At 56.0% G+C, this 16033-nt stretch carries 13 protein-coding genes and 1 tRNA gene; 7 read left to right on the top strand and 7 right to left on the bottom strand.

The window, feature by feature from the left end; translation table 11 throughout:
• Nucleotides 1-8 precede the first annotated feature (8 nt).
• Together RCI_RS15860 and RCI_RS09935 are read right to left on the bottom strand one after the other, a co-directional pair.
• Nucleotides 9-1916, bottom strand: a complete 1908-nt coding sequence (locus RCI_RS15860) for an ATP-binding protein (RefSeq protein ID WP_012036305.1) — start codon at nucleotides 1914-1916, stop codon at nucleotides 9-11.
• Nucleotides 1917-2030: 114 nt separating this feature from the next.
• The gene (locus RCI_RS09935; protein WP_012036304.1) at nucleotides 2031-2828 is read right to left on the bottom strand and encodes an SGNH/GDSL hydrolase family protein; all 798 of its coding nucleotides are present in this window, start codon (nucleotides 2826-2828) and stop codon (nucleotides 2031-2033) included.
• Between the two features lie 261 nt (nucleotides 2829-3089).
• Between RCI_RS09935 and RCI_RS09930 the strand changes: the two genes are divergently transcribed.
• The gene (locus tag RCI_RS09930; RefSeq protein WP_012036303.1) at nucleotides 3090-4346 is read left to right on the top strand and encodes a lipopolysaccharide biosynthesis protein; all 1257 of its coding nucleotides are present in this window, start codon (nucleotides 3090-3092) and stop codon (nucleotides 4344-4346) included.
• 543 nt (nucleotides 4347-4889) lie between these two features.
• On the opposite strand, the gene RCI_RS09925 is transcribed toward RCI_RS09930, so the two are convergent.
• Nucleotides 4890-5702, bottom strand: a complete 813-nt coding sequence (locus RCI_RS09925) for a class I SAM-dependent methyltransferase (RefSeq protein ID WP_012036301.1) — start codon at nucleotides 5700-5702, stop codon at nucleotides 4890-4892.
• A 101-nt stretch (nucleotides 5703-5803) separates the two neighbouring features.
• Here RCI_RS09925 and RCI_RS09920 point away from each other — a divergent pair, with 101 nt between their 5' ends.
• Both RCI_RS09920 and RCI_RS09915 read left to right on the top strand, forming a co-directional pair.
• Nucleotides 5804-6298 carry a hypothetical protein gene (locus tag RCI_RS09920; RefSeq protein ID WP_012036300.1) on the top strand — a complete coding sequence of 165 codons (495 nt, stop codon included), beginning with the start codon at nucleotides 5804-5806 and terminating at the stop codon, nucleotides 6296-6298.
• Nucleotides 6299-6493: 195 nt separating this feature from the next.
• Complete coding sequence (locus RCI_RS09915; RefSeq protein ID WP_048198432.1) at nucleotides 6494-8587, top strand: PQQ-binding-like beta-propeller repeat protein; 2094 nt, start codon at nucleotides 6494-6496, stop codon at nucleotides 8585-8587.
• Nucleotides 8588-9044: 457 nt separating this feature from the next.
• On the opposite strand, the gene RCI_RS09910 is transcribed toward RCI_RS09915, so the two are convergent.
• From RCI_RS09910 to RCI_RS09895, 4 genes are all read right to left on the bottom strand, one after another.
• Nucleotides 9045-9116 (bottom strand) — tRNA-Ala (locus RCI_RS09910).
• Nucleotides 9117-9233: 117 nt separating this feature from the next.
• Nucleotides 9234-9476, bottom strand: coding sequence for a hypothetical protein (locus RCI_RS09905; RefSeq protein ID WP_012036297.1), 243 nt, complete (start codon nucleotides 9474-9476; stop codon nucleotides 9234-9236).
• Nucleotides 9477-9612: 136 nt separating this feature from the next.
• Nucleotides 9613-12426 carry a leucine--tRNA ligase gene (gene leuS / locus RCI_RS09900; RefSeq protein ID WP_012036296.1) on the bottom strand — a complete coding sequence of 938 codons (2814 nt, stop codon included), beginning with the start codon at nucleotides 12424-12426 and terminating at the stop codon, nucleotides 9613-9615.
• Nucleotides 12427-12632: 206 nt separating this feature from the next.
• The gene (locus RCI_RS09895; protein WP_012036295.1) at nucleotides 12633-13502 is read right to left on the bottom strand and encodes a hypothetical protein; all 870 of its coding nucleotides are present in this window, start codon (nucleotides 13500-13502) and stop codon (nucleotides 12633-12635) included.
• Nucleotides 13503-13713: 211 nt separating this feature from the next.
• Between RCI_RS09895 and RCI_RS09890 the strand changes: the two genes are divergently transcribed.
• The 4 genes from RCI_RS09890 (at nucleotide 13714) to RCI_RS09875 (ending at nucleotide 15788) form a co-directional block, all read left to right on the top strand.
• Nucleotides 13714-14466: a 4-phosphopantoate--beta-alanine ligase gene (locus tag RCI_RS09890; RefSeq protein ID WP_048198430.1), complete on the top strand. Its 753-nt coding sequence runs from the start codon at nucleotides 13714-13716 to the stop codon at nucleotides 14464-14466.
• 132 nt (nucleotides 14467-14598) lie between these two features.
• Complete coding sequence (locus RCI_RS09885; protein ID WP_231844825.1) at nucleotides 14599-14967, top strand: DUF883 C-terminal domain-containing protein; 369 nt, start codon at nucleotides 14599-14601, stop codon at nucleotides 14965-14967.
• Between the two features lie 34 nt (nucleotides 14968-15001).
• A complete protein-coding gene (locus tag RCI_RS09880) occupies nucleotides 15002-15418 on the top strand; it encodes a hypothetical protein (protein WP_231844824.1) in 417 nt (138 codons plus the stop codon).
• The gene (locus RCI_RS09875; RefSeq protein ID WP_048198427.1) at nucleotides 15405-15788 is read left to right on the top strand and encodes a hypothetical protein; all 384 of its coding nucleotides are present in this window, start codon (nucleotides 15405-15407) and stop codon (nucleotides 15786-15788) included. The genes RCI_RS09880 and RCI_RS09875 overlap by 14 nt, the downstream gene beginning before the upstream one ends.
• Nucleotides 15789-16033 lie beyond the last annotated feature (245 nt).

Raw genomic sequence — 16033 nt, 5'->3', positions numbered from 1 at the left:
TACTACTATTAGCGGGGATTATCCGTGATCAAGGGCAGTGTGACCACGAACTTCGCGCCTTTTGTATAATCCCCCTGCACCCTGTCCTCGACCTCCAGCCGGCCGCCGAAGTCCTCGACCAGAATTTTTGACAGGCACAGGCCGAACCCGCTGCCTCTCGCCCTCTTGTTGTCCATAGACAGCCTGTCGAACAGCTTGCCCTTCATCTCGTCCGTGATGCCCTGCCCGTCGTCTTCCACGGTCACCCTGCAGTAATCCTTGCCCCCTGCGCCGCTGATCTTATCCACGGCTACCCTGATGCAGACAGGCCCTTCTGTATGCTTGACGGCGTTGCCGACGAGGTTGTCGAACACTTCTCCCAGCAGTTCGTTGGCCATGACGGTGCAGTCCTCCCCGATGCACAGGCTCACCCGGACGTCTCTTCCTGCGAGGCCGGAGTACCGGGAGGTCACGCCTGCGAGCGTCTCGCCTACGTCGACCGGCTTGTGCCGGTACTCCCCGGCCTTCTCCTGCTGTAGCTTCCTGATGTTGTAGATGATGCGGGAATTGTGGGCCAGTGCTTCGATCGGCTTCGACAGCAGGTACAGGTCATCCTCCCCGAGCCGGCCTTCCTGCCGGAGCTTTTCTTCGGCGATCTCCAGAAAGCCCATCGCAATCTGGTTCATGTTGTTGACATCGTGGCCCATCAAATCGACGTATAGCTCGGTCTGCTTTTTTTCTATCACCAGCTGGTCCTCGAAGGCTTTCCGCTCGGTGACGTCGTCCAGGATGATGACAATGCTGGCGACGAGGCCGTCTGATCCGCGAGTCGGGAACGCCTTCATGCGGAAGTACGCAGGGGCTTTGCCGGCCCTCTCGATTCGCAATCCGTCGACGGTGAAAGCCCCGGTACCGGTCGTCAGCCGGGATAGAGGTGGCAATACTTTTCCTGCTTCAGGTAGCGCCTGAATGACGGTAAGCCCGCCCGGCGCATCGGGCCGGCTCAGGCCGCAGATGTCCAGGAAGCGATCGTTCGCCATCAGGATAGCGCCCGTGGTATCGCATATGCAGATGGCCAGCGGCGACTGCTCCACGAGGTCGGACATGAGCAGGGTGACATCGTTCAGCTTCCTGGATACCTCCTCCACGGTTATGACCTTGATGTTGCCCAGCGAATACGCCAGCAAGGCCAGCCCGGTAAAGTTGATCATGATCGCGTAGACAAAGCGCCCCACATCGAAAGCCTCGTACAGGTTCAGGCTGTCGATCAGCACAGCGACATCTGCCACCGTGCTGAGAAGGTAAGTGATGAGAATAATGGATAGCAGGTACCGTAGCTTGCCCTGCAGGTGGGTGAGGATCAGGACAGACGTCAAGGCCAGCACGACGATGTCGAGGAGGATCGACACGGTATAGTTTATGATGCCGAAGGTGTCCGCCCCTGCCCTGCCCGCGTTTGCGAGGGCGTAAAAGGCCACGACCAGCGCGGAGACGACGCTGAGAAATACGATAGCAGCTTTGTTATACGGCTCGATTTTCAGGTCCCTGGCCCGGGAAACCGCCAGCAGGGAGACTAGCAGAGGCAGATAGGTCAGGAGAGTGAGGAACTTGGTGACGTCTGTCAGCCAGAAGTAGCCGGGAAACTCTGCCAGATACCAGATGATAACTGCGAGAGAGGAGATCAGGAACACCATGATCAGCCCTGCGAAGAGTACCTTGAGCTTACGGTCCCGGCTCGAGAAGTACTGGAGAACAGACAGGGGCAAGCACAGCACCACGAGAGTGATGGTCGACACCGCGGTGATGATCGACATGAAAAGCCCGGACCCAAGGTAGGAGAGCAAGACGATGATGCCCAGCAAAAGGAGGAACTGGACCACTATCAGCAGTAAGATAAAGGTATTAAAGCCCTTGGCCAGCATGACCCTCCAGTCCATAATATAACACTATGTTTACTTCTTCTCATAAGGGTTGCTGATGCGGGAACACGCTGTGGACGGGAGGGTTAACGGATTTAAGGGTAGCTGCCGGAGCTTCACCACAGGATATAATCAGGTCTCGAGCCCCATCTCTTCTTTGAGCATCGCTTTGACGTATGGCATGATCTTCCCGTTGACGTGGATCTCGTCGGCCACGAACTCATCCTTTACAAAACCCTGCTTATCGGCCACGACCGAATATATGTCGAGATACTTGATCTGGTTCGCCTTGCAGAAGGCTTTCAGCTTTTCGTTGAACCGGCGGTTGATATAGCTGCGCATTTCTGGAGAAGCCTGGTAACGATAGCTGCTTTTAAAGCTGTTGACCAGCTCTTCCCGGATCTTCTTGGTGGAGTAGGGAGGGTAGCGGACCACGTCCCTCGCCGCCGGGACTACCCCGTACACCAGGAAGTTGATGCCCTTTTCCCGCAACTCGAAAAGGACCTTGCCGTAGTTCTCGATCGTCATGTCCATGAGGCTGTCAAGGGAAATTTTTCCGCCGTTTTTCATGTACTGGTTATAGAAGTGCACCCGGCAGTCGATCTCCCCGAATGTGAGGATGACGTAGTCCTTGCGCCGGTCGATCTTCCCTACAGCCTGAAGCAGTTTCCGGTACGACTGGATGGTGCTGTCCTGATTGCACAGATTGTAAGCGGTAGCCGGCCCGATGTTATTGATGATGAAGGACCTCTGCTTCTTAAACGCCCACGAGTGGCTGTCCCCGATAACGTAGATAAGAGGCTTGTTGAACACCCAGGCATACAAGTACGAGTAAACCTGGTACAGTTCCCTCACCACCATATCCACATATATGGCAAGCGTGTACTTGATCAGGAAAATGATGCCACGCTCACCGATAATTTCCGACACGAGCCAGTAATAGCGATTGGCGTATATGCAAATCAAGCCCCTAAATCAATATATTATAGTTATATTAATAATTTATTATATAATAATTTGGTCGAACGCCTCTCCAGGTGGAGTCGATGGCGGCATATACTATAGATATGACAGGAAATGCGCAGTAGATCCTTTGTGAGATATGACCGGCTAATCATCTGACGGGCCGGCCAACCACCGGCAGAATACCCCTTGAAGTAATATTATATAATAAGCCACATATTATATTTGTTGATAGGTAGCATGAGCACCACGGTCAAGCACTACTTCGGCGGGTTAAAACGCAGCCTGAAAGACCCGTTCTTCAAGAACTCTTTCTTCATCATGGCGAACAAAGGCCTGGGCGTTGCCGCCGGCTTCTTCTTCTGGGCGATAGCGGCCAGGCTATACTCAGTAAACGACGTCGGCAACGCCGTAGTCCTGATATCCGCCGCGTCCCTGATCCTCGCCTTCTCCAGCATGGGCTTCGACATATCACTCCTCCGCTACTTCCACCACTACGACAAGAGCAAGGCGTTCAACACCTCGATGGTGGTCATGGTATCCACCGCCTTAGTGCTGGGCCTGCTGTACGTGGCTACCGCACCGTACATATCACCCGACATCGCCGGCCTGCTCGACTGGCAGTACATCCTGATCTTCCTCGTCTTCGTCGGCACAGGCGCCGCAGGAGCCGTCGCCACCCAGACCTTCATAGCGATGAGGGACGCGAAATACACGTTCATCCAGAACCTGCTTTACCTGACGAGGCTACCCCTGCTGTTCCTGCTGGCCGCCCTCGGGTTCTTCGGCATCTTCAGCGCCAACGTGCTCTCCTATATAGTGGCCTTCATCTTCGTGGCCTGGATACTGCAAAAGGTGGTCAGGTTCGACCTGCGGGTAGACCCAGAGTTCATCAAAACCAGCTTCAGGACATCATCGAGGAACTACGTGGCCAGCATCCTCTATAACGCCGCCTACCTGTCAGTGCCCCTCATCATCTCAGCACAGCTGGGCGAAGCGCAGGCAGCCATCTACTACATTGCGTATACCCTGGGCAACTTCCTGCTCCAGATCCCGATCTCCCTGAGCACCTCCTTCTTCGTGGAAGGCGTATACGGGGAGAGCCTGAAGAAGAACTTCACCAGGGCAGCCCTGACCGTGTACTCCATACTCATCCCCGGCGCCATCTTCTTATTCTTATTCGGTCCCGCCATCATGGGCTTCTTCGGGCCCCGGTACCTCGAAGGCCTGGAGCTGATGAAGCTCATCGTCCTCGCCAGCTTCCCTTATACCATATACTCGCTATTCATCCCCGTGCTCAACATCAGGATGAACGTGAATACGATTATTTTGCTCAACGCCATCATCTTCGTAGTCCTGCTGGGCGGGACCCTCCTGCTGATACCCACCTACGGCAGCAGCGCTTTTGGGTACGCCCTGATAGCGACGTTTATTATCGTGGATATCGTAATCCTCATGCTAGCCAGAAGGTGGAAATGGATTTAAGAAGAGTGAGACAACAGACGGACGCTGAGCTGTGCCAGACCCTCAGAGATTCCCATGATAATCGGGGCAGCGTTCGGCGCCAGGCCGCCTTGTTATTAGTTCGCAAAGGCGCAAGGACGCTTGCAAGGCCGCCAAGCACGCCAAGAAGCCAAGCACGCCAAGGACTTTTTCGATCGGAACCACGCGGATCACTAAAATTATTGCTTGTCGTTCCGTGAAAAATTATATCTTGGCGAGCCTGGCTCCTTGGCGAGCTTGGCGGTATTTTCGACTCACGCAGGGCCAACTTTCAATTTTTCATAGCCTCTACCCAAATATCCTATTTATCATATGGCGAGTGCTGGCAGCTTTAATAGCGGGGAAACTGAGAACTGCCAGTTTTTCATCACTTATGCCTGATCAAGGCTCCGATCATCACCGGACTCTTTGCGATTAAAAAACGAGGCCTCTCGGGGCCGAGCCATCTGTGGAATCTCTGTGGGTCGGGCGCAGCGCAGCGTTCGTCCTAGTTCACAAGCTCATGATGCCATTGACTCAGTGTGATCAGCGAGGTTTGATCGCTACGGCGACGAGGCTGCTCGTCGACAGCACGATGCCGGCAGGGGTCCTGAAAGCTTCCAGTTCCCGGAGGATATCCTGCCTGGCCAGGGCTCGCAGATTTACGGGCACGTGAGCCAGCAGAGTGCCCGCAGAGTCTGCCTCCGCCTGCTCCAGTGCAGCCTCAGGAGAGCTGCGGACCCGGTTTAGCTCGTGGAGAGTCACATCAATGCTCCCGAAACCAGCCTCTGCCAGCATGGCCTCCAGCTCTTTCCGGCTCACTGGCCGCCTGGCAGCCAGAGAAGCATCCACTCTCCCCGCATAGGGCGGCTGAAGCATAAGCCGGTCCATGACTGCCGGTACGTTCCTGAGATCGCCAGCGTCGGCCGTAGTGATGCCGATCCGCCCGCCCGGCGCCAGAACCCTGAAAGCCTCTCGCAGTGCGGCCTTTTTATCGCTGATCCAGTGAAACACAGAGGAATAGTAGACGTGATCGAACGCCTGGCCTGGCAGGAAGCTCAAGTCTTCGGCCCTGCCGACGACGAACCGGACGCTGGAATGTTCACACGAGGCCAGCTTGCGCCGGACCAGCGCGATGCGAGGCTCCGAGGGGTCGACGCCCACCACGCACCCCGAAGGCCCCACAAGCTCAGAAACTCGCAAGGCCAGCCTGCCAGTCCCGCACCCCACATCAAGAACTCGATCCCCGGCCCCGATGCCCATGCGGGAGATCAGCACGCCGCCCTTCTCGAGCTGGCCGTCGCTAGTCCTGTCGTATGCCTCTGCGAGTTCCGGAGTATCAGGGCTAAAGTCACTCATAGATAGTAATCCGATGAACTGCCTTATGGTTGAAATACGTTATCCGCCAGAGTAAAGGTATGCTAGAAAAGTTGTTATCCAGTAAGATGAAATAATAAGCCGTGGATAAAAACTATTTCCTGGCCATCCTGACTGTAGTAGCCATAGCAGGGGCCGCGTTGATTTTCGCAGTACAGCAGGGAGGCTCGGTGCCAGTGGAGCAAATTACTCCGCCTGCTCCCGGCTATATCCAATCAACCCAAGTATACCTGATCGACTCCAATCTCAGCTACGATAGGTTCGAAGACAGCTACGTCTTGTACCTGATGGATAAATACTTCTACATAAAGGGAGACCCGTGTGTCGTTGTCAGGGGAACGATCAGAAATGACGGGGCCGACGACTGCTGGGTCGGCATCACTACCAGGCTCTATGATAGAGGCGGGCAGAGCGTCGGGACTGTAATAACAAAGTCGGCCAGGCCGTGGTTCCAGTCGGTCTTTGTCGAGAGTAATGGCACGGCATCGTTCGAGATACCTGTCAAGTACGGTAAAAAGGACGTTATGAGGTACGAGTTTGCCCTGAACTGGGGGCCGGCCGCAAATCCTCCGCCGTAGCCAGAGTGCTTTAGTTATTATTCAGCCCGTGGTCGACGGGGGCTTTTCGGGCTACAACAGATGACCGGGCACTGGTACCGGTACCCAAGCGCAAGCCATGGTCGAGAATGGTGAACTTCTATCATAAGCAGCCAATTATCCGATACTGAGAGAACCTATATTTAAGCTGTCACTGTTTATTCGATCAGTGGTTTGATGAAACGGAGCAGCATATTCACGGCGATCCTGATAGCAGCCCTCGTCTTCATGGCGGCGACGCTTGCCGCCATTATGCTGGATAACAATAGTGAAGGACCTGTGGAAATGTGGTCCGTCAAAATCAACGATACTGGCATTAATTCAAAACCATATGTCGAAGATGACGATACGTTCTATTTCATCAGTGGCAAAACACTTCACGCCATGGGCCCTCAAGGCGCCCGCTGGAATGTGGTTCTGCCAGTATATGACGAGGCAGCCGGCAAGTACGACAACTGGAATATGGAAACCGCTGTATCGGATAATAATACGATCTACATGTCAGTTTATCCGTCAAAAGGTAGCGTCCGCAATAATTGGAGCCGGGGAGAGAGTGAAATCGTAGCAGTCTCACGCAGTGGAACCATACTCTGGTCCAGACAGCTGAATAACTCCCAGACCGTAAAGCTGACCCTCTGCAACGAGCGAATTTACGCTTACGTAAACGGCTATTCTGTGATTGCGTTCGGTAAGAATGGTAGAGAGCTATGGCGGCAGGCTGGCATCCTCTTCAAACCTGCCTTCGATGAAGGAGGAAATATGTACCAGCTCTCCGGTTCGCTTGACATGACCGGAGTTATCGCCCGCTCGCCAAACGGAACGACAGCCTGGCAGCGCAGCCTCGCCGACTACGGAGTACCTTTCAGGGCGTGGAGAGCGATCTCCTACGATAACGGGACGGTGTACTTGTGGACGCATGACAGCCTTGTGGCCATCACTAAAGACGGCTCGCTGAAGTGGGTGAAGACCAGCCCGGAAGGATGGATGAGCCCTATATACGGCTACTTACCGGATGCTCAAGGCCGGTTTTTCGTGTCTGGAGGGGACGTCAACTCACCTATCCACATTATTACAGTTGATGGCGGAGAAACGATACTTGAAAACAATACCATGAGAATCAATACCGCCAACATAAAAAACGGCGTAGCATACAGTACAGATGTTAACGACGTAGGGGATAGACAGGTGGCTAACCTGTATGATTTCCAGCCTGTCAAGGTCAGCGCCCACTATTCGGAGACAGGCGAACAGATCTGGCAATACACCATTCCCGCAGGAAAGGTCTACGCAATCAGGCCAGATGCACATGAGTTCAACATAATCACGAACTCCTACGAACCCGCTTTCAGCGTTGAGGCCAACGAAACTCCTGCCGATGAGTGGTATCAGGAACGAGGCATGAAGCCTGGTTCGCAGATTATCAAAAGCCATGCCATCGCCTGGGTGGTACCGGGCAATAACACTGTATACGTTAGCTACTGGGTCTCAAACTACGAGTACCCCTTCTTCGCCGGCCGATCCAACTGCACGTATACAGGAGGAATATATGCGCTGGATATGGCAGATGGTCACCTGCTGTGGAGCCGGCCGACAGGCTCGCTTGTAATAGACATGGTCGAGCGAAATGGCACACTCTACTACAGGACTGCCGATGGCAAGCTGTCTGCCATCGGCTTCGGCATAGCAGCTGGTTTGGCTGCGGCGGCCGGCTACCTTTGCCTGCACGTTCTATCCGCGGGCACTATTACCCGCGCTCGCTCCAGGATCGACAGAAACGATAACAGGAACAGGTTATACAAGCTTATTGCAGATCGGCCGGGGTCCACCCTGCACGAGCTATCCAGGGAACTGCCGATGAACGTCGGTACCGTGAGGTATCACTTGCTGATCCTGTCGATGAACCACAAGATCACGGAGTACACCGACGACACTAAATACGTCAGGTATTTCACCAATTCCAACAGCTACTCGCCAGAGGAAAAGCTAATCATAGCCCTGCTGCGCAGGGAATCATACGGTCGGATGATACTTGTCCTTCTGAACAGCCCGGGCATCACAAACATGGAGCTCGCGGCGAAGCTGGGCCTGCCCGAGAGTGCGGTGAGCAAATACTTGCGTGTGCTATATGAGAAAAGTGTCGTCGCAAGGACGACAGAGACAGGACAGAAGCCGACATACAGGATCAGCGATCGATTCTTGCCGATAGTAAAGGCCTGCTGTGAGAAACCGGGGATTATAGATCAAGTAACCGATCCGCTAAGCGGAGCCTAGGGTAAAACGTATGGGTAAGCGGTCGACGGAGGCTTTTCGGGCTTGTCCTGCCATCAGGCAGGATGCGGAGATGGCCGGGTAATGGACGACTGCCCATGGCAGTCGTCGCCTACGAAGTGGCGTCGCTTAGGACTTGCGAAGCAACGTAAACCGGCGGCTGCGAAGCGCCAGCCGGGTTTCCGTTGCGAGGGTGCGAGTCCGGCCCGGACATCGGAGCACCCGAAAAGCCGGAGTAGGACGACCCGAAGGGTCGGACGTCGACTCGCGAAAGAGTTTATTGAACTGTAGTAATAGCCCTTTTAATGATAGGTGTTAGGGGGGCTTTTTGTAAAAAGCCCCCCTCGCCACCCCCTCAAAAACATCGCTTTAAAAATGCCCTTCGGGCTTATTCGGGTGTCGAGAGTCAGGAAAACCTTTTTTGGAAAAAGGTTTTCCGACAGCCTTTCGAAAAACTTAGTGGACACGTCGGGAATTGAACCCGAGGCCTCTTCCATGCCAAGGAAGCGATCTACCCCTGATCTACGTGCCCAAATGTGTAGAATCCAGCACTTCATAGTGCCACATAACTTATAAATCTATCGGTAGATAGCGACGGAAAAAAGGAGAAAAGTACGGCCATAGAGCACCAGGCATATAAACTATAAGTTCACCGGCCGCTCCTCTTGCAAGGTGCCAGCATCTGCAGGATCTCCCGGCCCCTCGGCGTCACCCGGTATGGGAAGCCGCCGGAGTCAGGGCTCTTCTCGATAAACCCGGGCTCGACGGCGCACGATATCTCGGCCAGAATAAGCTCGTCAATCTCCGCCCGGCTCATTCGCATGAGGTCCTTTTTCTTGTCAGGCTCCACGAATGCAAGCACGAGGTCCTCGATATCGTCTGGTATGCGCATAAAAAGAAAGAATGTCGGTCGAGCTACGATGGGCAGGGGATATCAGACACCATTCCCATCGTAGCATTCGAGCGGACTATTTTTGTCAGGCTACTGCGATCCTGCCTTCTAACGTCGGGCAAGCCCGAGCCGAAGGCTATTTTATCAGCAGGGCCGGCCTGCCGGGTATAGCATGCCGCCTCTTGTTCTCGGGGTCGGTCTCCGGGTTGACGGTCACGGTCATGCCGACCTCTCGACTAACAAAGTCCTTCGCCTCGTCGAGGACGGCCTTTTCGTCTACTCCGCTGTACACGAGCCGCTCGCTGACGACCTTGCCGACGTACTTGCTGACTTCCTTGCCATGCTTTCGCATCTCCGCATCCGCCATGACATCCTTCATGGCGTCGCCCATGTTCTTGCCGGAGGCCAGCTGTAAAGCCTTGTACTTCCACTCGTCGGCGGTGTAGATGAACACCTCTTTGGCCTCCTTGAGCTGGGCCACTTCGACGATCTCCTGGATGTCCTCGATCACGTTGCGGATGAAGTCCTCGGACTTCTCGATGGACTCGTCCACGGGCACGCTGTCGTCCCAGGACGGGTAAGGAGCCCTGGCGATGAAGCCCTGGCCGCCGATCTTCTCCCAGATCTCCTCGCAGACGTGCGGGCAGAAGGGGGCGAGGATCTTGGTCTCCGCCTCGATGAACCAGCTGATGAGCCGCTTGTTGGGCACGGGCGACCTTCTGATGTACCATTTGAGATACCGCTGCATATCAAAATACCCACGTTGAATTGCCGAGCGGAAGTCCATGTTGTCCATGGACTCTTTGGTCAGCTTGAGGGTCTTGATCGTCATGGACTCCAGCCACCGGTCGATGTACTTCTCATCGTCCCGGCCTTTGCCGTAGTTCTCGACGGCGAACTCGTACCACTGGGTCAGCCTCGGGCCGGCGTTGCGGGCGAACTCGCTGTCCCAGTTGGGGTCTTCGAGGCCTTCGCCGCCGTACATGAGGGTCATCCGGGTAGCGTCGGCGCCGTACAGGTCGCAGATGTGGCGTAATGTGTGGACGTTGCCCTTGCTGGTGGACATCTTCTGGCCGTCCAGCTGGAGGAAACCGTTGACGCTCATGCCCTTAGGCCAGTACTTCTCCGGGAAGAGGGCGGTGTGGTTGAAGATGCAGAATGCCAGGTGGTTCTGCACGAGGTCCTTGCCGCTGTTCCTCAAATCGAAGGGATACCAGTACTCGAACTCCTGCTTACACGTGTTGAGCAGGTCCTTGCTGATGCCGGTGTGCTTCGAGACGCTTTCGGCGTCGCCGATACTGAGGAACACGTAGTCGAAGAACTCGTCCGTGAGCTGCTCCGGCTTGATGCCGTACTCCGGGTTCTCGATGTACTTGGAGATCGTGTAGAACGCCATGTAGATGGTCGAGTCGGACAGGGATTCTACCACCCAGCGCTTGTCCCAGGGCAGCTCGGTGCCGAGGCCGTATTCCCTGGTGCACGCCCAGTCCTTGAGCCAGTCTATCACGTAGTCGAACTGTTTCCGGGCTTTCTCCGGGTACAGTTTCATCTGGTCGAGGGCTTTGTGGGCCTGTGCCTTCCAGATGGGGTTGCTGTAGTTGAGGAACCACTGGTCGGAGACGATCTTGACCACGCACCGGGTCAGGTCGCGACAGACAACCGGCTCGGGCAGCTCGTAGAAGATGGCGGCCTTGTCGGCGTGGACGAAGTCTGACACAAGCTCCAGCTTCGCCTCCATGACTTTCTTGCCCTTGTACTTGCCCGTGTTCTCGTTCAGGATGCCGGTGTGGAACTCCTTCTTATAGATCTCCTTCGTCGCTTCTTCCAGCTTGGGATCGTCCTGGTTCTTGATGTTCATGCCCTCGACGATCTCCTTGGCGGGGAACTTGCCGTAGCCGTCGATGGTGATGAGGTTGACGAGCTTGATGCCGCTGATGACGCTCTCGTCCAAGCCGAACTTCTTCGGGTCGTTCTCGATGTCCCTGAGCGCCGCGTAGTCATACGGAGCGTGGGCAGGCACGGACATGACCACGCCGGTGCCGACGCCGGGGTCGACGAACGTCGCGGGGAGAATGGGTATCTCGGTGCCGGTGACCTGGTTGAGGACCTTCTGGCCGATTAAAGTCTTGCCGGGGACCTTCTCCAGGATGGTCACGGCGAACTTCTGGTTCTCCAGCTTGCCGATGGTCTCCTCGGAAACGATCCAGACCTCGTCGTTGACCTTCGCCCTGACGTAGGTGACCTCGGGGTTGAGCCAGAGGTTGGTGACGCCGAAGGTGGTCTCAGGCCTGTAAGTGCCGCAGGGCAGAATTGCGTCGCCGACCTTGAACTTGATCAGGTAGATCTCCTCGGGGGTGACGCCCTCGCCCTCGAGCCTGCCGTGATCACCCACGGGCGACTTGCACCTGGGGCACCACACGACGGGGTGCTCGCCCATGACGATGTAGCCGCCGGCCTTGAGCTTCCGCATCTGCCACTGGATGAAGTGATCGTACGGCGGATTTAATGAGGTGGTGATGAACGACCGGGTCCAGTCGACCGCGGCGCCGATGCGCTTCAGGTCCTTCTTCGTCTCCCTGGGGAAGAACTCAGTCCAGTATACTGGGTCGGCGAACTTCGGGATCTCCTCCTCGGGGATGCCCATCTTGCGGAGGATGTCCATCTGCTTCTTCTCGCCCTCGGCGATGCGCTCGGCCGCTGCGACGATCGGCGTGCCGGTGCAGTGGAACCCGAACGGGAACAGGACGTTGAAGCCCTGCATGAGCTTGTACCTGGCCATGACCTCGGCCCGGATGCCGCTGAAAGCCCGGCCGATGTGGAAGTAGCCGTTCATGTACGGGTAGGGGAAGGTGATGAAGTACTTCGGCCGGCCCGGCTCGACCACGGGCTCGAAGGCCTTAGCGTCCTCGTAGCGTTTCTGCCACTTTTCTTCGATAGCCTTGAAATCCATGTTTGAATGCCTCGCTGGAGAATGATAGTGAATCTGTTAAGTCTTGTCGTAGTCTTATATAAGTATGACTGTATAAGGCTTTTCATTTCAGCATCGGCCGAGGCCGGGGACAGGGACAACACTTTGCGCTTCCCTATCTGCCGGGCTGCGGGTGAACGACAGCAGGAAAACTAATTAAACGCCAGGACGCCAGGACACCGAGTATTTTAGACTATGTAGCCCTGCAGCCAGATGATGCCGCTCACGTGGTCGCCCGGGGAGATCTTCTCCGAGATGGCGTTGGAAGTGGCGCAGAGGTACAGGTCGAACGGGGCGGAATCGGGGCCTGTGCGGGCGGTGGTCTTGATGATCACCGCTTTCTTGTCGAAGGCGGTGAAGTCTTTTACGCCCTGTACGACGCCTCTGAAAACGTAGTCGTCGACGTCGCCGTTCTCGTACCGGATGAGAACTTCGTCCGCGGCCGATTTTAGATCATGGGACTGGGCTCTGGCTTTGCTGAGCACGTAGGCGACGCCCGAGATGAGCACCCGCACGTCCTTGCCCGGGTAGTACGAGTTGCGGTTCTTGAAGTATAAAGAGTCGAAAAAGGTGGCTGTGCCCTCGTTCAGCCAGACTTCGAGCTGGCCTTCGTACGTGTTGTTACACTCGGTGATCTGGGTGATCCTCGCCGGGAGCGGCCTGCCCACAGGGAACAGGGGGTAGACGGCGAGAGTCTCGCCGTTTTTGGTGAGCGTCAGGATCTCCAGCGGGCCTTTGCCCGACAGGTAGCCGGAGATGTCGTCGGTGCCATAGTGCACCGTTTTCCGGTCCCTTGACGCCCCCAGCGCGTCGATGCACAGCCTGCCGGCCTCCTCGTCGTTCCTCGCCAGGATGCGGAGGTGCCCGGCGTGGTCCACGTTGCCCTTGAGGAGGTCGGGCTGCCGGATACGCTCCCCGCCCATGTCGGTCGTGGAGTCGGTAAAAGGCAGGAGGACTGGCGCCTCGATCTGGATGCGCTCCTGAACAGGCTGCTGTACTTTCTTAGCCGGCGTGACTGCGGCCTTTCCCTTCAGCGCTTCCCTGAGCTTGTCGAACACTGCTACACTCCCCCTTATCGATGGGACTTATATCAGCGTGCTGTATTAAGCCTTTTTATCGCGGGCTTAATATGCAAGCCTATAGTATCCAGAGATCAATGGGATAGTGATGGATATTCAGGTATAATCGCTGAAGTCTGCGCTCTGGCTCCGCGATACTTATTTGGTGGATGCAGCCCTGATCAGCCTCTGCTTACAGGTGTTACTTACTATGACCGACATTCCACGAGATCATCCGCGGTACCAGTCCCTGGTGACCAGGGAGATGCTGGTGAAGGGCGTGCGGGACGGCATCACGAGTATGCAGGGGCTCATCGCCCATGGCAGGGGCGAAGCTTTCGACTACCTGCTCGGCGAAAAAACGACAGCCCCGGCGCTCGGCGCTGAGAAGGCTGCCGTGGCGATGCTGTTGCTCGCCCGGAACCCGGTCGTCTCGGTGAACGGCAACGCCGCGGCCCTGGCGGCGCCGGAGATGGTGGCGCTGGCGAAAGAGGTGAACGCAGGCGTGGAGGTCAACCTGTTCCACCGGACCGAGGAGAGGGTGGGCAAGATCGCCGGCCTGCTCAGGTCTAACGGCTGTGAGCCCCTCGGAGTGCACCCTGACCGGCTTATTCCGGGCCTGTCTCACGACCGGGCGAAAGCTTCTTCGGAAGGCATCTTCACGGCGGACGTGGTGCTCGTGCCGCTGGAAGACGGTGACCGGTGCGAGGCGCTGGTGAAGATGGGCAAAAAGGTCATCGTCGTTGACCTGAACCCGCTGTCCAGATCTGCCAGAACTGCGACGGTCACCATAGTCGACAACATCGTCAGGGCGCTGCCGAACATGGTGAAGCTGGCTGAAGAGATGAAGAGCCTGCCCCGGCCCGAGCTGGAAAAGATCGCCGGGGGATTCAGCAACGAGACGGCGCTCTCCGCGGCCCTCGATGCCATGATGGAGACCGTGCAGAGCTCCAAACAGCACTAACCCTTCAGCCCGGCGCCGGGGCTGCTCCGCCTTCGGCGTCACCCCATACGTTTTTCTCTTTATCGATAGCCGTGCAATCGGTAACAAAACATTATTATATTATTAAATTAATACAACTGAGTGTTGATCGATATGGCGGAAGATGTAGAACAAATGATCGGTACCACCACGTCTACCCCGCATGCCAGAACACAGGCTGCGTTAAAGGCAGAGCGTTTAGTCGATACCACAGTATCCAGGGCTGACGAGATGAAATTGCATACAGCCGAGGCTCTTGCGGAAGCTGCCAGAAAGCTCAGGGAAGCAGACCTCGGATCCAAGGGCCAGGAAGTCAAGGCCATCATAGACGACATCGAGGCCCGCACCGCGGAGCTCAAGGCAGAGGTAGACAAGAAAGTGGAGCCGGTAGAGACGTTCATCGTCGAGCACCCGTTTGCTTCGGTCATGATCGCCGTGGGCATAGGCTTCATGGTAGGCTCGCTGATGACGAGGCGCGACTAAGACTAAAAGAGAGACCAGGATAGAGAGAAAGAGAGTGACTGAGAACATGGATCAGGCCACAGGCGGAACCACGGCAGCATCATCTGCCACAGCTGCAGAGGAAAGCTCGATTGAACAGGAGTTCGCCGATCTGGTCAAGTACTTAGATCTATACGTACGCCAGAAGACAGACCTGTATTTACAACACTATGTCTTCGACCCGTTCGACTTCCTGATCAGGCAGCTGATCTACGTTTCCGTGCTGGCCGCCCTGCTGGTCGCAGGAGCGCTGGCCCTCGTGGCCGGATCCATCCTCTTCATCTCCACGCTGATACCGCTCTGGGCAGCGCTCCTCATCATCGGAGTCGTAGCGATTGTGCTGGCAGCAGTCATCGCATACTTCCTGTTCTCCAGAGTGCCGGTCCTGAAGACACCCAGTACCACGGAGATGGTGCAAAGTGGCAAAGCATAAGGTGACCGAAGAGGACATCCGCCTGACAGAAGCACTGATAGGCCAGTCCTTCGGCAGGCTGAAAACGACTGTAGCCAGAGCCCCGCACGACCTCATCAGGCCGGCGACCAGCACGATCAGGGACCACCCATTCATGACCACCGCGGCCGCCGTAGGAACGGGAATCGTCGCCTTCAGGATAATCAGGATGCTCACTCCAAGAGTCGTGGTCAAGGAAGTCCCTGCCAAGCACAACATCACCGTACAGGAAGGCGGCGGAGGAGGCAGCATGGTCTCCCAGATACTGGCCCTCGCCGCACCATACGTCATGGGCGTCCTCCAGCAGGAGCTGGGAAAAATGATGGCCGGCCCCCAGCAGAAGAGCCGGTAGCTTCTAATTTTATTACAGGGTTGCGCCGATGGAACCACGACAGCACGGCGATTATTCACCACAGAGGCACAGAGAGCACCTATAACCACAGAGTGCACAGAGACTCACAGAGACTTACTTAATAAGTAATCATATCCAGAGATTAATAGAATATCTCTGTGAACCTCTGTGCGTCTCTGTGCCTCTGTGGTAACCAGTCCTCTGTGAACCTCTGTGCGTCTCTGTGCACTCCGTGGTGAATAATC

Source organism: Methanocella arvoryzae MRE50 (genome assembly GCF_000063445.1).
Lineage (GTDB): Archaea > Halobacteriota > Methanocellia > Methanocellales > Methanocellaceae > Methanocella_A > Methanocella_A arvoryzae.
This window is presented reverse-complemented; position numbering and strand designations above follow the sequence as displayed.